Source organism: Marinilabilia salmonicolor, from assembly GCF_003003035.1.
Taxonomy (GTDB): domain Bacteria; phylum Bacteroidota; class Bacteroidia; order Bacteroidales; family Marinilabiliaceae; genus Marinilabilia; species Marinilabilia salmonicolor_A.
Genome location: NZ_PVTS01000008.1, coordinates 1 through 20,058, shown reverse-complemented (window position 1 = coordinate 20,058; position 20,058 = coordinate 1). Strand labels below are relative to the sequence as shown.

Below are 20,058 nucleotides of genomic sequence, written 5' to 3'. Positions count from 1 at the left end.
TCTCTCTTCGCCATAAACAAATAACCGTCAGCACAAGTTTTTACTTAAAGCAAATTAGGCGAAAGGGTCAACTCCACAAATGCGAAATTTGGGAAACGCTCATTTGTCACACCCTGCAACTGACGAAAAGAATCAGTAGGCACATAAAAGAGCCATCCTGCCTTTAATGAGCCCCAGTCATTAAATTTATATTTTAATTCAACTTCATTTTCCATTCCCAGAGACTTACTTTTCGGGGTGTTTTGATTGGTTTCCGCAAGACTAAAAAAATGAGTCGTGTTTTTCAGAAAAACTTTGTCAGACACTTTATATCCCAAATAACCGTACCAATCTGACAGACCTCCTCCTCCGGTATGTGAAGCCATATTCCGGAAATAATCCATGTGACCGAAAAATCGGTGCCGGGCCCCGTAAAGCACATCAAACAATTTATCGTTATTTGAATTAGTGTTATCATTGCCTGACAAGTAACTAAAACCCAGTCCCGGACTGAAACGTCCAAGCTTCAACGAAGCATCCGCATCCAATAGAAAAGCATCGACATCTGTTCCGTTCCGATTTTTACCATATTGATAATAAAAATTCCCTTTCACCGATAATGTACCGTCAGAAAACTGAGCATAAATACCCGAAGTTTGCCTGAAATTCATCGCATCTGTACTGTCTGTTTCAGTTACACCAGAAGCAATGTGATTAAACGAAAAATCAAGATTTTCCCCAAAACTCCTTTTTATCCATAAAAAATTCAAAGACTTAATTCTATCGGAAGGATAAGTATTCCCCGAAGTAGTGGCTGACAATGAATTCCATGATGAACCTGCATGAATATTCCAACCCCCGGTTTCGGTTTTAAACACCACAGCATCATAAGCAAGCCCGTGTTGGTTCCAATTTCGCCCCGACAACAACCGCTGATTGTCATACGAAAGTTGCTGACGGCCCACAGATATCCAGCTTTTATCCCACACCCTTAATTCGGCATAACCTTCAAATAAATCAAAAGATGCCTCGTCACCAAAAACTCCCGTAGAACTGGAAATTTGTTCGTCGCCCCAGGTACGTATATCCTGAGGTATAATCTTAAGTCTTATTCCATCAGCCGTATAACTGACAGACATCCGGAATCGCTGCGAAGCAAGTATCGATGGCGAAGCATCATCAGGCAACAATTCCTTGTAACCATCTCTATACTCAAAACGCGGTCGATACTCCACATCAACTTTCATTTGTCCGATTACAGCCAGCGGCATCTGGAAAAAAACACCAAGCAAAAACAAAACTCTCAAATACTTCATTATTCTCATATTTTTTCTTTTAACCGTATTGACAAAAAAAGCAGCAAAATCATTCGGAAAATTTTCACAATAATATTCCAACTTCAACAAAACTAAAAGCGTCTTTGAACGTAAAAACCTCTATACGATTTTTCACGCAGAATAATCTTTTGAAACCTTTCATATCACTTTTACGATAAAATAAGAACAACCAGAACCTATTTCATCACTGATTTCCAACAAGTTTATCATTTAGGAAATGAAGCAAACCATCGTTATCATATTATTCCTGATATTCTCACTTCCATCAACAGTCGGAAGCCAGGGAGTAAAGACTGCACCAAACCAGACAAATGAAAACAACCACCGAACCGGTCTGTGGGAATTATATTACGACAGTGGTGAACTGAAGGAATCGGGAACCTACGCTGATGGACAACGAACGGGACTTTGGAAATCGTTTTACAAAACAGGAAGTCTGAAACACGAAATCACCTACGAAAATGGAATGGCCAAAGGCCCTGCAAGATTTTTCTACCGCGACGGTCAAATATGGGAAGAAGGCTATTGGGACATTGACCACTGGAAAGGAGAATACACATTGTACCATGCCAATGGACAAAAATTCTATGAATGGAATTACAATGATGCAGGGAAACGAACCGGGGAACAGAAATATTTTCATGCCAACGGAGAGGTACAATATTCAGGTGAGTGGAAAAACGGAAAAGCAAATGGTGAGGTTTCTGTCTTTAACGACCAGGGGCAACTCCTTGAAAAACGCGAATACACCGACGAAGGATTCAACAAAAGCACCGTCGTAACCTCCAGACCGGAAAACACCGATGAAGACCCCGACCGAAAGATTCTTCCATTCTACGGCACCGGACACTACACCCTTCAATCAATGGACGGCCTTACCATTAAGGAGGGGTATTTCAGGGACGGTATTCTGCAAGATGGGAAACATTTTATTTACAACAACCGCGACAGCCTTATCGAAACCAGAATTGTGGAAAACGGGAAATATGTGAAGTAGCCAACAACGCTTCAAACATTCAACACTCCTGATATTTTTCTTAACTTAGCCGTCTGAAATTAACACATCTCAAGCAGACGACTATCATGGAAAACAATCTGACGCTTTACAATACGCTGTCGCGAAAAAAAGAATTATTCAATCCCATTAAACCCCCACATGTGGGACTATACGTATGCGGCCCCACCGTTTATGGCGACCCACACCTGGGACACGCCCGACCGGCCATCACTTTCGACATTCTTTTCCGCTACCTGTCACATTTGAGATATAAAGTGCGCTACGTACGCAACATCACCGATGTAGGCCATCTGGAAAACGATGCCGACGAAGGCGAGGACAAAATCGCTCAGAAAGCGCGTCTGGAAGAGGTTGAGCCCATGGAAGTGGTGCAGTACTACACCGATCGTTACCACAAATTCATGGAAGCCCTAAATGTAAAACCACCCAGCATTGAACCACGGGCGTCCGGACATATCATTGAGCAACTGGAGATTGTCAGGGAAATTCTTGACAAAGGGTATGCCTACGAGAAAAACGGCTCGGTCTATTTCGATGTTCAAAAATACGATAAGGATCACAAATACGGAATCCTGTCGGGGCGCGTACTCGACGATTTACTAAGCACCACACGCGAACTGGAAGGACAATCAGAGAAACGCAACAGCTTCGACTTTGCCCTCTGGAAAAAAGCCACTCCCACCCACATTATGCGCTGGCCATCACCCTACAGCGACGGATTCCCCGGCTGGCATCTGGAATGCTCGGCCATGAGTGCCAAATATTTGGGCGAACAATTCGACATCCACGGAGGTGGTATGGATCTGCTGTTCCCGCATCATGAATGTGAAATTGCGCAATCGGTGGCAGCCAACGGGAAAACACCTGCACGCTATTGGATGCACAACAATATGATTACCATCAACGGACAGAAGATGGGCAAATCGCTGGGCAATTTTATTACCCTTGAAGAATTTTTTACCGGCAACCATAAAATGCTCGATAAAGCATGGTCGCCCATGACCATTCGCTTCTTTATTCTGCAAGCTCATTACCGAAGCACAGTCGATTTCTCAAACGAAGCACTGCAGGCTGCAGAGAAAGGCATGGAACGCCTGATGGAGGCCCTCCGGCAAATGGACAAAATCAAAGCGGGCGACAAAACCACTTTCGACCTTAGTAAATTCAGCGATAAGTGCTACAGTGCAATGAATGATGACCTGAACAGCCCTATCCTAATTTCCCACCTCTTTGAAGGCGTAAAAGCCATCAACAGTGCTTTGGCAGGAAAAGAGTCCTTTACTTCGGAAGATTTGGAGACTTTCAGACAACTCATGCATCTTTTTGCGGAAGATATCTTAGGACTCACACAGGGGGCAACAGCCGAAACCGGAGATTCTCAGGTACTGAACGGCGTAATGGAACTCCTCCTAAATGTTCGTCAACAAGCAAAAAAAGCCAAAGACTTTGACACCTCCGACCGCATTCGTGACGGTCTCAAGGATCTGGGCATCGAAGTGCGGGACGGCAAAGACGGGGCTGAATGGGAAGTAAAATAAAAACCGGGAGCCCCCTAAATCCCCCCAAGGGGGACTTTTGTGGGAGATTAAGAATTGAGGTTAATGCCGGATATTAAAAGCTATTGTGGATTCACAAATTATTGACATTCACTAAAAACAAAACCTTTAATAATCTGAGAATACACCCCGGAATTGTAAGTTTTTAAAATCAGAAAATTTCTACCAAAGAAAAACACATACAACCCCGGGTGAATTTTGTATATTTAAGAAAAAAGGATTTATATGATACTCGAAAGAACTAAAAACGAGATATTGATAAGATTACCGGCAAATATGGACATTACAGAACTCCAAAATATGCTGGATTATCTGGATTATAAAGAAAAAACAGCAAATTCAAAAGCTACTCCAAAAGAAGTTGATGAGTTGGCCCAATCCGTTAATGAAAAAATATGGACTAAATTCAAAGCTCAACGGAATAAACAATGAAAATAGTCATTGACTCAAATATTGTCTTTAGTGCCATCCTTAATTCTCAAGGGAAAATTGCCCAATTAATCATAAACGGGTCAAACTATTTTTCTTTTTTCAGCATAAATCTTCTTAAAAAAGAGATTCTTAATCACAAACACAAACTACTCTCAATTTCGGGATTAACGGAAACTCAGTTTGAATCTTCCTTCTCTCATATTACTTCAAGAATAAAATTCGTTGATGAAATCTTGATTTCCGATCAAGATCTGGAGAGAGCCACGAAATTAACAAGAGATATCGATGAAAATGATATCTTGTTTGTTGCTTTGACAAACCACCTTAGTTCAAAGTTGTGGACTGGCGATAAAAAAGAAAGTATGGGATTAAAAAAGAAAAAATATTTCAGAATAATTTCGACAAATGAATTATATGATTTATTCATTGAAAAAGAGTTACAAAAGAGGAAACCCTGATTTTAAACGATATCACCCTAATATTCAAAAAAAATAAATACTGAAGAATAAAACAGTTGACAAAAAAACACTATACCCTGCCGTGCCATCCCCAGCATAATGAGTGGCTCCTTTTGCCATCCCTTATGTTTTCGGTCCGATTAAGCAGCAGACCATCTGCATATTACAAGCACACAACCAGATAATTTCAATAAAATTTGAATCAAATGCAAAACCAAATCACCCAATTTATAAAATTACCATTGCTATTATCAGTGGTGGCATTAATATCTCTGGGCTCAGGGTGCAACAACACCGGATCAAAGAAATCCTCTTCCAAAGAAGACAAAACACTGCCGAAACTTCAGACACCGGATTTCAATGCCGACTCAGCCTACAGCTATGTTCAAAAACAGGTGGATTTTGGGCCAAGGGTCCCCAACACACCTGAACACGAAGAAACAGCAAAATGGCTGACAGCAAAAATGGAAAGTATGGGGGCCGATGTGATTGTGCAGGAAGGCAAAGTCACTGCTTTCGACAACAGCATCTTAAACATCAAAAACATTATTGCACAGTTTCAGCCCGAAAAAAACAACCGCATTCTGCTGTTTGCCCATTGGGACACACGTCCTTTTGCCGACCATGACCCCGACCCGGCCAAACGAAATCAGCCCATCGACGGAGCCAATGACGGAGCCAGCGGAGTGGGCGTACTGATGGAGATTGCAAGGCATCTGAAAGACAACCCCACACATCCCGGCATCGACATCATCTTTTTCGATGCCGAAGATTACGGTACTCCCGATCACCTCAACGTGGAATACAAACCAGACACCTGGTGCCTGGGAAGCCAATACTGGGGTAAAAACCCGCACAAAAAGAATTATTATGCCCAATATGGCATCCTGCTGGATATGGTAGGAGCCAAAAATGCCCGTTTCTATCAGGAACAGGCCTCGATCCGGTTTGCTCCGAAGCTGGTCAATCACATCTGGGACACTGCAGCATCTATCGGTTATGGCAGCTATTTTATTTTTCAGCAGGGTGGATACATCACCGACGACCATATCTATGTTAACAAACACACCGGAATACCTGCAGTAAACATCATCCAGTACGATCCCTCCACCAACACTTCTTTCGGCAGCTATTGGCATACACACAACGATACTATGGAGAACATTGATCGAAACACGCTAAAAGCGGTGGGACAAACAGTAATGGAGGTGATTTATAAAGACCGGTACTAATGGCCCCCTCTATCTCTCCCCAAAGGGGGGAGGATAAAACAATATATTAAGGAAAATGGCTGGCAGGAAAAAGGAAACAAAAATAAAGAGAAAAACACCAACCAATGGAAAAGGGTTGCTACCTGCCGAAGGAGCGTTAGTCGCGGGTTGTGATGAAGCCGGGCGAGGTTGTCTGGCCGGACCGGTGACAGCTGCCGCCGTAATTCTGCCCGAAGATTTTAATCACCCGCTGCTGAACGACTCCAAACAAATTTCTGAGAAAAAGCGGGATGTCCTAAGACAGATTATTGAAGATGAAGCACTGGCCTGGGCCGTAGCCATGGTGCATAACGAGGAAATTGACCAAATCAACATCCTGAATGCATCCATCCGGGCTATGCATCTGGCCATTGATCAATTAACTCCGACCCCAAAATCGTTGCTCATCGATGGCAACCGGTTTCACAATTACAATAATATCCCGCACAAGTGCATTGTGAAGGGCGACAGCATTTACCGTTGCATAGCAGCAGCCAGTATTTTAGCAAAGACACATCGAGATGAATTTATGCTGAAGCTACATGAAAAGTATCCTTTTTATGCCTGGGATAAAAACAAAGGCTATCCTACCAAAGCACATCGCGCAGGGATCGAAATTCATGGAGTAACGCCCATTCACCGGCTATCTTTTAAATTGACGGAGCAGCAAATTAGTATTCAGTGGGGGTAAATCGCTCTCAATGAATTAAAAATACATATTAAATTTCTGTATATTATGACAAACAGCCCATTTATAGAGACAAGCAGACTACATTCATTGACAAAAAACACATTTTAACAACTCGAGAGGGGGAGGTCAGTTAACAACCCATTAACCCACGATGCCTAATTACCCCTGAAAATCAACTTACAACCCCCCTAACCGAACATATCGACTCATTACCAATAACCAATATAAATTAACCTTTCCCCATAGTCTCAGGTTTCAAATTGGAAACTAATAACTACTTTTGCGTTTAGTCTTAATCAAAATCATATTTATTATGAAGAAACTTTTAATCGTTCTGACCCTCGTATTGGGTATTTCTGCGTTTACTACAAACGCCAGTGCATCTTACACTATTGACGATGCCCAGATTGAAAATCTTTTTGCTACAGCTACTGCCACTACTTTCAGTATGGTTGCTGATGTAGCCGAATCTGCTCCTGCCATGGCTATTGCTTCAGCCAGCGGCGGAAAAGACCCTTTGATTGCCATTTTGCTTGACTTCTTCCTGGGAGGTTTCGGTATTCACCGCTTCTATCTTGGAACCAAAGTCATGACAGGAATTGGATACATCCTTACCTGTGGTGGTATCTTCGGCCTGATGCCTTTGATTGACCTTATTGTTTTGGCAGTCAACTGGGACGACATCAGCGCTTATGTTGATAATCCGAAATTCTTTATGTGGTAATAAAAAACCATTTAAGAAAAAAAAACAAACAGGTCTGTCGTTCCGACAGGCCTGTTTTTGTAGTTCCAATTTCCTATTTAACATTATGAATACAGTTTTCGGTAAAAGATATTATTTTCACAAGCCTGTTTTGCTGTTGTTAATGCTATACTCCGCAACAGTCATCAATACTTCTGCACAAACCTACACCGGACAGGTTAGTGTAGATGCTCTTTACCAAAATTATCAGAAAGGAAACCTGTTTACCGCACAAGCCTCTTCTTTTTATGATGGGCAAACCGGCAAAATCATTACCCACTACCTTTCCCCTACCGAATTCTACAAAACCATCAATGCAAAAGGAGAAACTACCATCTTTCTTCCCGACGAAAACACGGTCTCTTTTATGCAAAACAGCCATTATTCCAGTAAAACAGAGTTGCTTTACTTTTTTGTCAACAACCTGACCCAGGATATGGGCCTGAAGCATGAGGGATTTACACAAATCGACACACGTCGGGAAGACAATTACATTATAACTACATGGCAGGCACCCCCGGGAATGCAAGCCATCAGCAGCGTTGAGCTTGTTTCGGAAAACTTTACCCCCATCTATGCGCAATACTTTGACAACAAAGGAGCAGTAAAAAGAAAGATTTACTATTATGATTATTACATAGGGCCGCAATTCCTGTTGCCACAAAAAATTACCGAGATAAGTTACACAGCAGACAATGACAGTACCATCAGGCGCACCACTTTTTCCAATATTAAAACAGGCTTTGAGGCCGATGATAGATTGTTTGATTTTAAAATTCCGGAAGATGCAAAGAAAGTCGATTTCTAAATGGTTTCTTTTCCTGGCATTCTTCCCGATTTTTACCGGAGTATATGCACAGGATATAAGCACCCTGCAGCACGATTTGATGCGAATCAACAATTCGGAGCAGGAAGACTTGGAACAAATACATCAATCCGAAAATAGAAAAAGATCATTTCTGATAACCAAAGAGGATCCGTTTATCGACAAGATCAATCCCATAAAACTAACTTTTGGGGGGCTGTTGTATTTTTATCAGACATCACTTTCCAAACATTTTTCCGCCGATTGTCTTTACGAACCATCCTGCTCTAATTTCAGCAAAGATGTTATCTCCCATTACGGTTTGATCAAAGGAGTATTTCTCACGGCCGACCGACTCAGCAGGTGCAACAGAATAGCACAAACATCGCTGCATCCGCTTACCATCAATCCCGAAACCAGACACTCATCAGATAGTTGGTCCAAATATCAGTTCAAGACCTGCAATCATTCAGAACATTTTCATTGATGCGATTCCTTTTTTATATAATCCTCACGCTCTTTACGGGAATTATTGCCCCGGCACAAAGCAATTCCGAAAGAATTCTCTTTTCCGACTACCTCATAACACAAGGTTTGTATGAAGAAGCTGTCTATGAAAGCAACCAACTGTTAAAATTGAAGCTGACGAAGCCTCAATCCGACTCTGCCCTTTATTTCAACGGCTGGGCAAAATACAACCTCAAGCAACTTCTTTCTTCAAGCGAAACCCTACAAAAGGTAAGTTCAGGGTCGGCATTTTATGCAAAGTCACAACTTTTTGGGAGTTACAATCTCATTCACCTCGGAAAGTATGAACAAGCCATAGCTGCGCTGGATAAATTTCAAACCCGCAATGAGACTGAGCAAAACTTCTCTATCTTCCTGCATTCAGGCATTCACCTGCTCAACAGGGATCTTGAGGCTTACCAGTTAACTGCCGGTCAACTGCCGCAGGATTATTACGGTTTTGCCAGGGAGTTAGCTTTTTTCAATGATCTGACGAACTCAATAGAGAACAATAAATCCAAGTCCCCAATACTGGCAGGAATTTTTTCGGGCATCATCCCCGGATCGGGACAAATCTATGCAGGAAAGACAGGACAAGGGATTGCCGCCCTGTTGATGACCTCCGGACTTGCCGTGGTTGCGTTGGAAAATTACCATAAGCGGGGACCTGAAAAATTTGAGACCATATTTTTTGGCTCTGCCTTCACCCTCTTTTACGTAGGAAACATCTATGGTGCAGCATTTTCAGCAAAAATTGCAAACGACGAAAACAATGAACTTATCAACAGACAAATTCTTTTTAATCTTCATATTCCTCTTCGCAATATCTTCGACTAACGCACAAGTTACCGAAAATGCTTATTGGAATAAAGCCGACAGCCTGTTAAATTCAGGAAATCTCACTGGTGGACTGGTGGAAATGGAACGGGTGGTATTTACCACTTCCGATCAATCTGTCAGGCAAAAAGCCATTTTCAAAAAAGCCATGATTCATAAATCCATGGCCCGTTTCCCCGATGTGCAAACAGAACTCAACCGCATTGGAGTTATCAGAAACCCTGAAGACACTCTTTTCACCATGCGTGCTTACGAACTCGCTCTGGCGCAATACATGACTGAAGATTATCAGGACGCTTTAAACACTTTGGAAAACTGTGTAATAATGCTTTCTGAAGACAACCCTGCCACGGAAAGCCTCCTCACACTCAAGGCACTTTGTCACAACCAGCTTTTCCAGTTCCACGAAGCAGAGAAAACCCTTGTTCAATTGAAGCAACAATCTCCCAAACCACAGTCAGCATTATACGCCAAAGCCTTAAAAAAATACGAAGACGCGCCAAGATACAAAGATCCTGAGAAAGCCAGGCATTTGTCCCTGCTCCCGGGACTTGGACAGGTTTATACCGGAAAAGTATTCGAAGGAGGCATCAGCTTTCTATTAAATGCATCGGCACTGGGTTTTGGCGCATGGCAGGTCTATTCAGGTTACTACTTTACAGGATATGTGGTTGGGGTTACCCTGCTTCAAAAATTCCATTCAGGAGGTCAACACAGAGCCGAATTGCTGGCTATACAGAAAAACCGGAAAAACATATTGGAATTTAATACTGCCATCACCCAAACATTGTTGAAGTCCCCGGGAGAATAAAAACACCGGCCCCCGAAGAAGGCCGGTAACTTACAGATTTTAACAATAATCTCAACGCCAATTGCGGTGTAATTTACGACAACATTAAAAAAACTTCAAGTCATAACTTTATAAAACCTTTAAACCAACTGCAGCATGAAAACTTTATTTTTAGCCCTGATTCTTCTCGGATTGACCATCGCTTCATTTTCTCAAAACAATTTCCGGGATGTTGTACATCTAAAAAACGGAAGTATTATTAAAGGAAATGTTACGGAAATAATCCCCGACAAGCATATTAAAATTGCCACTGCTGACGGAAGCATCTTTGTTTATGAAATGTCGGAAATAGACAAGATGTCAAAAGAGGAGGGATTTAGTTCATCTCACCAAAAGTCAACCAGACCCGCAGATTATTCAGCCGCTACATCCATGGGAAAAATAATGATTTCCGGCTCATCAGAATTGTCCTATTCTTCCTTACTGAACGAGCGGAAAATATCATATTACGATTTCTTCCGCGATACAGAGTCCATTAGTGAGGAATATGACCAAAGTGGATTTAATTTCAAATCTTCAGTTGCATATTTTATTTATGACGGTTTGGCGGTTGGAATATCCATAGATTATGAAACATTAAAGTATGATTATGAAGATTCCGAAGAAAAAGAATCCTCTTTTATGATAGGTCCAAGTCTGGTATATTATTTCGGCTCCTCCAACATCAAACCTTATATTTTTGGAGAATACATGTTTGGAACATCCAAAACAGAGCAAAAAGAAGGGAGTACAACCAATGATTTTAAATTGGATATGAATGGATGGGCAATGGGTGCCGGAATCGCATTTTTCATGAATGAACATCTGTCTCTTGATCTGGGAATGGGATATTCAAGAATCTCAGCAAAGCCGGAATCTGACAATATAAATCCGGACATTGGGATTGAAATGATCGCCAAAGGCTTTGTGTTAGACGGAGGTATCTCGGTCTATTTCTAACATTCAGACAAAGAATTCACCAACCGCTGTCTCCCCGAGGATGCAGCGGTTTTTTTGTATCTTCAATGAAGCGATTCAATAACGAGCCCAACTATTTGAACAGAGATTATTATCTTTACAGTCAGATAATAATTAAATAAACCGTAATTATAGCAACCGCACCTATCGGAATCGCGGTTGTAAAACCAAAAAAACGCGAAAATGAAAAGAATGACCGCGGTATTGGTGGCTCTTGTTATTGGATTTGCAGGGACACTAAAAGCTGATGAAGGAATGTGGCTGTTGCCACTAATCAAGAAACTGAATATCGAAAAGATGCAGGAGAAAGGGCTGAAGCTCTCTGCAGAAGAAATTTACTCTGTCAATCAGTCAAGTCTGAAAGATGCCATCGTTATTTTTGGTGGCGGATGTACCGGAGAACTCATCTCCGATCAGGGGTTGATTCTGACCAATCACCATTGCGGCTATGGAACCATCCAGGAGTTGAGCTCAGTTGAAGACAACTACCTGGAGGACGGATTCTGGGCAAAGAGTCTCGAAGAGGAGATTCCGGCTCCCGGCTTATCAGTCACTTTCATGAAACGCATGGAAGATGTTACCGAAAAAATTGAAGCGGGCTTGACAGATGAAATGTCAGAAGTACAACGCATGGCTGCCGTTGACAGCATTTCAAAGCATATTGCAGACAGCGTAAAAGGCGACACGCATTATCGTACATTGGTACGCGATTTTTACGGCGGCAACCAATATTACCTTATTGTTTACGAAGTATTCAATGATGTCCGTTTCGTTGGTGCACCACCTTCATCCATCGGAAAATTTGGTCACGACACCGACAACTGGATGTGGCCCCGTCACACAGGCGACTTTTCCATGTTCCGGGTTTATGCTGATGCAGAAGGGAATCCGGCTGAATATTCTCCTGAAAATAAGCCCCTGAAACCCGCACATCACTTACCCATATCTCTTAAAGGTTATGAAAAGGACGATTTTGCCATGACTTTGGGATTTCCCGGAAGCACGGAACGGTATCTCACATCCTGGGGCATTGATGAGCGTATGAATATTTTCAACTACTCGCTGATCAATCCCAGAGGGGTAAAGCAGGAAATCTGGCAGGAAGCCATGAACAGCAGTGAAAAAATCCGACTCCAATATGCTTCGAAATACTCACGCAGTTCCAACTACTGGAAAAACAGTATTGGCATGAACCGGGGACTGAAAAACCTGAATGTTATTGCTAAAAAACAAAAGCTGGAAGAGCAGTTCTCCGAATGGGTCAACGAAAATGCTGACCGTAAAGCGAAATACGGAGAGGTACTCACCGAACTGGAAACTGCTTACAGCGAACGTGCTCCTTTTTATCTGGCTCAGAATTTTGTGAGAGAATGTATGCTCCGCGGAACGGAAATTCTTTCATTCGCTCTCTCTGCACGTGATCTTGAAAAAGCATTGGAAGAAGAGGATGAAGAAAAAATATCGGCTGCTGTTGAGGCACTAAAAGAAGCAGGCAAAGAGTTTTACAAAGATTATCATGCCGCAACCGACCAAAAAGTAATGGGTGCCCTGTTCAATCTTTACTTTGATGAAATCGATGCCAAATTTTATCCCTCATTCTTTGAAGACATAAAGACCGAAAAAGAGGATGGATTTGAAACCTTTGCATCCAAGCTTTTCAAAAAATCGTTGTTTGTAAACAGTGATGATTTCAACAGTTTCCTGGAAAATCCAAAATTAAAAACACTGCAAAAAGATCCGGCTTACAAGGCAGGAAAATCAACCTTGGATCTTTACTTCTCTCTTTGGGAAAAAACCAGAGAATCCAACATGACCATTACCAAAAATCATCGACTCTTCATTGCCGGATTACAGGCCATGAATCCCGACAAAGTCTATTACGATGACGCCAACTTCTCTATGCGCCTGAGTTACGGAGAGGTAGGGGGTTACGAGGCCCGCGACGCTGTAATCTACAAACATTACACAACCTTAAAGGGAGTAATGGAAAAAGAGAAGCCGGACGATTATGAGTTTGCCGTTCCCGAAAGACTCAAAGAGCTCTACGAATCCAAAGATTACGGCCGTTATGCCAACGAAGACGGACGCATGTACGTTAACTTTACCACCGACAACGACATCACAGGAGGAAACAGCGGCAGCCCGGTCATCAACGGCGAAGGACATCTTTTTGGACTGGCTTTCGATGGCAACTGGGAAGCCATGAGTGGAGACATCGCTTTTGAGCAGGAATTGCAGAAATGTATCAATGTGGACATCCGTTATGTACTTTTCATTATTGACAAGTACGCAGGTGCCACCAACCTTATCGATGAAATGACCATCGTTGAATAGCCGTTCATTCGGATTAAAAAATAAAAAAAAGACCATTCCTCATACGGCGTGGTCTTTTTTATTTCCCATGAGCGAATTGCAAAATTATCTTAAATTTGTTTTACAAAACCCACCTCCAAGACAGGTAAAACTAATTCTGAAAACCAAAACACACGATTAAATCACTGTCTCATATGAGTAAAGCAATCTTCCCGCTGATCCTTCTCTTTCTTTTTTTTACATCTCCCACCCGGGCAGATGAAGGGATGTGGCTCCCATGGATGATGCCTCAATCGAAAATAGATAAGATGCAGGAAATGGGTTTTCAATTAGCGGCAGAAGACATCTACAGCAGCTCACAACCATCCTTAAAAGATGCCATTGTTTCGCTGGACGATGGAAGCTGCACGGGAAGTTTTATAAGCAACAGGGGGCTACTGTTAACCAATCACCATTGTGCCAACGGAGATATCCAAAGCCACTGCTCAGTGGAAAGAGATTTGCTAAAAAACGGTTTTTGGGCACAAAACCAACACGAAGAATTGCCAAACCCCGGGAAAACCGCTACTTTACTGATTGAAGCTAAAAATCTGACTTCTCACTTCACGCCTGTAATTCAAAAGGCGGACACACGCCTTGCCCTGGAACAAAAAATCGACAGTCTTTCCCAAATAATCCTGGATACGCTTTCACTTGAGCCTTTTCAGGAGGCCACCATCAAAGATTTTAATTTCAGCACCCGTTTTTTTCTCATCATCACCAAAACATTTCAAGATGTAAGACTTGTGGCTGCTCCCCCGGAGGACATTGCCCAATTTGGGGGAGAAAAAGATAACTGGACCTGGCCGAGGCATTCCGCCGACTTTGCTCTTTACAGGGTTTATTGCTCACCACAAGGCAATCCGGCAGATTATCATACTGAAAACATCCCATATACCCCTGTTAAAAGTCTGACAATATCGACCGGCAACCTTAAGGAAAATGATTTTACCATGACACTGGGCTACCCGGGAAACACCCAAAGACATATGACCTCCGCAGGAATCAGAGAGGCCGTTGAAATCATTAACCCCCTCATTACGGAAATACAAGTACTCAAGCAGCATATTTGGAAACGACACATGGCTCAATCACGCCAATTGGAAATAAAATATGCAGAAAAATATGCAGAACTCGTGAATTTTGCCCAATATACGGCAGGACAAAGTAAAAGCATCTGCGATCTGAACCTCATTGAAAAGAGAAAAACACAGGAACAAAACATTCAACAGTGGATGCAGTACTCGCCCGACCTGGATACCACTTACGCCAAACTGTTTCCCTCCATGAAAGCACTCTACAGGGTACGAAAAGACCTGACCCGCACATCGTTCATTACCCTGGAAACCATCCTTGGAGGCACCGAAATCAGCCAGTTTGTTATGGAAACTTTTGAGCTCTTTACGCTGCTCAACGAAAAATCTTCATCGGCAGATCAAAAAAAGAAGCTTATCCGGCAAATGAGGGCCAAAGCTGATCATTTTTTTAAAGATTTCACGGCGAATGTTGACCGAGAACTATTCCTGGCTATGGTAACTTATTATCGCTCTCATGTCAACGGCAATGTAAGAATTAATGACTCTACCCTTCTTGGCAAATATTCCGACTTTGAACATCTTGCGGATGCCATTTATTCGGATTCTCACTTCTGTTCCCAAACAAAGTTCGAAGAGCTCATGAGCAATCCAAAACTGATCAGTTTCCTCACAGATCCGGCTTTTGCTTTTCATTTAAGGATATTACAGGAGTTCGGACCTGTTTATGCCATGTTTAACCGAATGAACCTGCAGCTTGACTTCTACATGCATCAATACTTAAAACTACTTAAAACACAAACACCGGAAAGTTCCTTTTACCCCAATGCTAATAGCACTCTGCGACTGTCCTACGGAAAAGTAACCGGTTACTCCCCAGGTGACGGAATTTATTACAAAGCATTCACAACTCCTCGTGGCATCTTTGAAAAAACAGAATCAGCGAACGTCGCTTATAAGTCAGAAACAGACTTCAGAAAGCTTTTTCAGGAAGACTGGGAAGATTGGTACCACAACAAAGAACAACCAACATTGTGTTTTATTACAGACAACGACATCTCCGGAGGAAACAGCGGAAGCCCTGTTCTCAATGCAAAAGGACAGATAACAGGACTGGCGTTTGACGGGAATCAGGAGGGAATGGCTTCAGATATTGCCTACTCAGCGACTCTTCAGCGCTGCATTAACGTAGATATCAGATACATACTCTTTCTGATAGAGGAAGTCGGCAAAAGTCTATACCTTATAGAAGAGATGAATATTCAATAAAAATTACACCCACATTTTTCCATGATTTTTGGCATTCCTGTCAGCCCAAAATTATTCCTACATTTGCGAAAACAATCAGCTACAAAACGCAAATAAACCATTAAAAACCAAACACCATGGAGTTCAACGTTCTGGAAATCGTTTCTGCATTCATTGTACTTTTTGCCGTAATTGATATTCTGGGTTCCATTCCTATTATTGTTGATCTTAGAAATAAAGGCAATAAAATAAAGGCAACCCAGGCATCGGTGGTTTCTTTCAGTATTTTAATCGTATTCCTATTTGTAGGAAAAGCATTGCTCGGTCTTTTTGGGGTGGATATCTCCTCTTTTGCCATTGCCGGGTCTTTAGTGCTGTTTATGTTATCCATTGAAATGATACTGGGTGTAACCATTTTCAAGCACGATTCGCCCAGCGGAGCCTCCCTGGTTCCCATTGCATTTCCGCTGGTGGCAGGCGCCGGATCTTTCACCACCTTGCTTGCACTCAGAGCAGAATATGCAACCATCAACATCATCATAGCGCTTTTCCTGAACATTGTCTTTGTATATATCGTCCTAAAAATCACTAACCGCATTGAGAGTCTTATTGGCGAAAGTGGTATATATGTATTAAAAAAGTTCTTCGGCATCATATTGCTGGCCATGGCTATTAAGCTATTTTCAAATAATGTGGCTAATATTGCAGGATAAAAGCACGCAATTATGCCACAAAAAAAGTTCTATGTAATCTGGGTGGGACATCAGACAGGCATTGTAGATAACTGGGCGGAATGTCAGCGTAGAATCAAAGGCTACCCTTCTGCCAGATATAAATCTTTCAAAACGCTCGCAGACGCTCAGAAAGCCTTCGAAACGCCCTGGTCTGAAATCATCAGTACCGGTAACAAAGGACAAACCAAAAAAACCATAAAAGAAAACATCGATCCCGGCCATCAACCAATTCTCAGGAGTCTTGCAGTGGATGCTGCCTGTAGCGGAAACCCGGGGCCGATGGAATATCAGGGGGTTTTTACAGATTCAGGGAAGCAGTGGTTTCATGCCAAGTTCCCTATTGGAACCAACAATATCGGAGAGTTTCTGGCTATCGTTCACGGACTGGCGGAACTCAAAAGACAAAAGAAAGATTTGCCCATTTATACCGATTCCACCATCGCCCTGGGATGGATAAAAAAGAAAAAGTGTGTCACAAAACTGGAACGGTCAAAACAAACGGAACAGCTGTTTAAGACGATTGAAAGAGCTGAAAAATGGCTATCTACAAACAACTGGACAACAAAAATTCTTAAATGGGATACCAAAGCATGGGGGGAAATTCCGGCAGATTTTGGCCGAAAATAGCAATATCTTTTCAACGACCGGTCAGAGGCAACCAATAACGAATTCTTTTTCCGGTTACCACCCCCTTGGTGATAAGATCCACTTTCTCCATTCTTCTCGGTTTCAGCCCATGCTCTTTACGCAAAGAAGAAATCCTGTCCTCTATAATGCCTGTCGTTGCTTCCGACTCCTGATCTGAGAGTATTACTCCCTTATTTTCAATGGTCACCTCCAGCTCCTTATCTTCTTGTTTATAGAGAATTGATATCCCCGGACAACAACAATCCCTGTTTTTCCCATTGGCAAAAAAATCATCAATCAGTGGTCTGGAAAGCATGGGAGGCACCATCAGGTTGCAGGAATCCGAAACCACAGAAGTCTGAACACCACAGTCAATTGTTTGATAGTATCTTCGACACTGTACCTTCAGATATTTTTCCAAAACTTCCTGTTCTTCAGAAAGTGCGATCAACTCCACATTGGAATACCCAATCATTTTCCGCATCAGGAAAGCAATATCACTCAAAAAGTCGGAGGCCTCATCTTTATTATCGCTAAGAATATAATTTTGCAAAGATGCGAGTGCGTTAAAAATGAAATGAGGATTCATTTGGATGCGCATCATCTTCTGATGCAATAATTGTTTTTCCTTCTGATGCTTTATCATTTTATTGCGACCATACAAAAACCAGATGGCCAATCCCATAACCAATAAAAGGCCAAGAATAATCAGCAACAAGTTTTTTTCACGCATTTTTGCCCTGGCAAGCATCAATTCCTTTTCTGTCAACACCCTGTCAACAGCATCATCCCTATAGCCTGCAGGCTGTTGGCCGTTTATTAGCGACAACGAATCGGTTAAAAGCGTATAAGTCTCAAGAATGGTCATTGCCCGCTCATATTCTTCTCCCTCTTTAAGTGCTAAAAACAAGGAGTACAGATTTTTTTGGCGAAGGTCATCCCACCCCATTTTTCGGGCAATCTTTTCTGCTCGTTCATAAAAAATAACAGACAATGCGGTTCTGTCCTGCTCAAAATACAGATCGCCCAATAGGCTGTATATATTAATTAACCGCGACTGATCATTATTCATTTTAAAAAACTCAAGAGATTCATCAAGGTAAAGTGCTGAACGGCCATACTCTTTTTCATACAGATACAATGCTCCAAGATTACACTTAACCTTGGCAACCCCTTCATCATTCTTCAACAACGTGTAAACATCAAGGGCACTGTGGTACATCTCAATTGCACGTTTGTACTGTCCAAGGTCTGAAAGAAAGATGGCATAATCGTTAGATACGGCAGCTGCAGCAGAAAGGGAATCCATTTCAAGAAAAGAATTTCTGGCGTACCTGAAATACTTTTCAGCTTTAGAACTATCCCCTGATTTATCCTGGATTAATGCTATGTTATAAAGACATTCAGCGAACCCAAACATATTTCCGGCCTCCTCTTCAAACTTTGCAGAATTGGAAAAGGCATCCAGTGCTTCATTATACCTGCTTTTGTAATAGCGGGTAAGTCCCAGGTTATTGTAAAGAATGGCTTTCTTTTCGGGAAGATTGTATTCACTTAAACAGTCAATCCCCTTTTGATAATAATCACCGGCAACAGTGAAATCAGCACGGTAATAAGCAGATTCTGCCCGGTAGTACCAACCCATGGCTTCAAGGGTATCATTACCTGAGACCTGTTCCAGATATAGCACCGCCAGAGAATCGGCTTTAACTGGTTGATTGGAAAGTGTTGCTTTTATTTCAGCTTCCATTTTATCAACGGAGAGCGAGTCATTGGCTCCATTCCCGACAGCTACTATGCCTACAAGAAAAAGAAGAATTAAAATTAACCGGTTAGTACAAGGCCAAAACATTTCTATAAAGAATTAAAATCTCCCAAAGCTACAGATTATTTTTGAATTGAGCCTCCCCTAACCCCTCCCAAGGAGAGGGAACGGATTCTTTGTTATGGAAAAAGATTTCAATCAGGAGTTTGGCAGGCAGAAGGCAGAAGAAAATGAGGGTTGAGGGTTGAGAGGCAACAGTTCCATTTACTTTAAAGATGAAGTTTTGGCATGGCTATGTATTTTCAATTCATAGGTAGAACTAATTATTGTTCGATATTCTCTTGTCATGGTGGATCAGCCCCGGCGGGGCACCAGTATGGTAGAAATGAGTAGCAATAGCGTTGCAAAGAACGATAAAGCCCCGGTAGGGGTGACCCCCCAATGAAGTTTGAGGAATGCTTCTTTCAAAAAAATGATGCAAATTGGAATTCTCCCCTCCTTATAATAAAAAAAGCCGCTCCAAATATTGGAACGGCTTTCTGTTTTAAAGGTCGGCGGCGACCTACTCTCCCGCTTTTACGCAGTACCATCGGCGCTAACAGGCTTAACTTCTCTGTTCGGAATGGGAAGAGGTGGAACCCTGTTGCTAAAACCACCTTAATGAGGGCCTCCCCTAACCCCTCCCAAAGGAGGGGGATTTGAAGGCAATATCGTTAACATATTGGAAAAGATTCAAAAAGAAAACTTACATTTATTGATCTTTGATAATTGATCATTGCTCATTGTAATAATGCTTCAGTGTGGAGATTGAACTCCCCAACTTAAAAGTTTTGGGTAATTAGTACTGCTCGGCTACATACGTCACCGTATTTACACCTG

At 42.1% G+C, this 20,058-nt stretch carries 18 protein-coding genes and 1 rRNA gene; 16 read left to right on the top strand and 3 right to left on the bottom strand.

Annotated features, from left to right (window positions below):
- Positions 1-44: 44 nt before the first annotated feature.
- Positions 45-1,295, bottom strand: coding sequence for an alginate export family protein (locus BY457_RS09595; protein WP_258176684.1), 1,251 nt, complete (start codon positions 1,293-1,295; stop codon positions 45-47).
- Positions 1,296-1,533: 238 nt separating this feature from the next.
- On the opposite strand from BY457_RS09595, the gene BY457_RS09590 reads away from it, so the two are divergent.
- The 16 genes from BY457_RS09590 (at position 1,534) to BY457_RS09515 (ending at position 17,414) form a co-directional block, all read left to right on the top strand.
- Entirely contained in the window at positions 1,534-2,313 is a 780-nt protein-coding gene (locus tag BY457_RS09590; RefSeq protein ID WP_106153118.1) for a toxin-antitoxin system YwqK family antitoxin, read from the top strand.
- 86 nt (positions 2,314-2,399) lie between these two features.
- Entirely contained in the window at positions 2,400-3,872 is a 1,473-nt protein-coding gene (cysS, locus tag BY457_RS09585) for a cysteine--tRNA ligase (RefSeq protein ID WP_106153117.1), read from the top strand.
- 243 nt (positions 3,873-4,115) lie between these two features.
- Positions 4,116-4,322 (top strand): hypothetical protein, encoded by a 207-nt coding sequence (locus BY457_RS09580; protein WP_106153116.1) that lies wholly within the window; start codon positions 4,116-4,118, stop codon positions 4,320-4,322.
- Positions 4,319-4,780, top strand: a complete 462-nt coding sequence (locus tag BY457_RS09575) for a PIN domain-containing protein (protein WP_106153115.1) — start codon at positions 4,319-4,321, stop codon at positions 4,778-4,780. The genes BY457_RS09580 and BY457_RS09575 overlap by 4 nt, the downstream gene beginning before the upstream one ends.
- Positions 4,781-4,986: 206 nt before the next feature.
- Complete coding sequence (locus tag BY457_RS09570) at positions 4,987-6,012, top strand: M28 family peptidase (protein ID WP_106153114.1); 1,026 nt, start codon at positions 4,987-4,989, stop codon at positions 6,010-6,012.
- 55 nt (positions 6,013-6,067) lie between these two features.
- Positions 6,068-6,721, top strand: a complete 654-nt coding sequence (locus BY457_RS09565; protein ID WP_106153113.1) for a ribonuclease HII — start codon at positions 6,068-6,070, stop codon at positions 6,719-6,721.
- Between the two features lie 313 nt (positions 6,722-7,034).
- Positions 7,035-7,445, top strand: coding sequence for a TM2 domain-containing protein (locus tag BY457_RS09560; RefSeq protein WP_106153112.1), 411 nt, complete (start codon positions 7,035-7,037; stop codon positions 7,443-7,445).
- Between the two features lie 85 nt (positions 7,446-7,530).
- On the top strand, positions 7,531-8,271 hold the full coding sequence (locus BY457_RS09555) for a hypothetical protein (protein WP_106153111.1): 741 nt from the start codon (positions 7,531-7,533) through the stop codon (positions 8,269-8,271).
- On the top strand, positions 8,249-8,755 hold the full coding sequence (yidD, locus tag BY457_RS09550; protein ID WP_106153110.1) for a membrane protein insertion efficiency factor YidD: 507 nt from the start codon (positions 8,249-8,251) through the stop codon (positions 8,753-8,755). The genes BY457_RS09555 and yidD overlap by 23 nt, the downstream gene beginning before the upstream one ends.
- A complete protein-coding gene (locus tag BY457_RS09545) occupies positions 8,755-9,612 on the top strand; it encodes a tetratricopeptide repeat protein (protein WP_106153109.1) in 858 nt (285 codons plus the stop codon). The genes yidD and BY457_RS09545 overlap by 1 nt, the downstream gene beginning before the upstream one ends.
- Complete coding sequence (locus BY457_RS09540) at positions 9,548-10,423, top strand: tetratricopeptide repeat protein (protein ID WP_106153108.1); 876 nt, start codon at positions 9,548-9,550, stop codon at positions 10,421-10,423. Before BY457_RS09545 ends, BY457_RS09540 begins: the two co-directional genes overlap by 65 nt.
- A gap of 135 nt (positions 10,424-10,558) precedes the next feature.
- Complete coding sequence (locus BY457_RS09535) at positions 10,559-11,401, top strand: outer membrane beta-barrel protein (RefSeq protein WP_106153107.1); 843 nt, start codon at positions 10,559-10,561, stop codon at positions 11,399-11,401.
- 201 nt (positions 11,402-11,602) lie between these two features.
- Positions 11,603-13,753 (top strand): S46 family peptidase, encoded by a 2,151-nt coding sequence (locus BY457_RS09530; RefSeq protein WP_106153106.1) that lies wholly within the window; start codon positions 11,603-11,605, stop codon positions 13,751-13,753.
- A gap of 173 nt (positions 13,754-13,926) precedes the next feature.
- Positions 13,927-16,074, top strand: coding sequence for a S46 family peptidase (locus BY457_RS09525; RefSeq protein ID WP_106153105.1), 2,148 nt, complete (start codon positions 13,927-13,929; stop codon positions 16,072-16,074).
- A gap of 116 nt (positions 16,075-16,190) precedes the next feature.
- Positions 16,191-16,766 (top strand): MarC family protein, encoded by a 576-nt coding sequence (locus BY457_RS09520; RefSeq protein WP_106153104.1) that lies wholly within the window; start codon positions 16,191-16,193, stop codon positions 16,764-16,766.
- Between the two features lie 12 nt (positions 16,767-16,778).
- Positions 16,779-17,414, top strand: coding sequence for a ribonuclease H1 domain-containing protein (locus BY457_RS09515; protein WP_106153103.1), 636 nt, complete (start codon positions 16,779-16,781; stop codon positions 17,412-17,414).
- Between the two features lie 10 nt (positions 17,415-17,424).
- On the opposite strand, the gene BY457_RS09510 is transcribed toward BY457_RS09515, so the two are convergent.
- Together BY457_RS09510 and rrf are read right to left on the bottom strand one after the other, a co-directional pair.
- Positions 17,425-19,266: a tetratricopeptide repeat protein gene (locus tag BY457_RS09510; RefSeq protein ID WP_106153102.1), complete on the bottom strand. Its 1,842-nt coding sequence runs from the start codon at positions 19,264-19,266 to the stop codon at positions 17,425-17,427.
- Between the two features lie 462 nt (positions 19,267-19,728).
- A 5S ribosomal RNA gene (gene rrf / locus BY457_RS09505) occupies positions 19,729-19,839 on the bottom strand.
- Between the last annotated feature and the right edge of the window lie 219 nt (positions 19,840-20,058).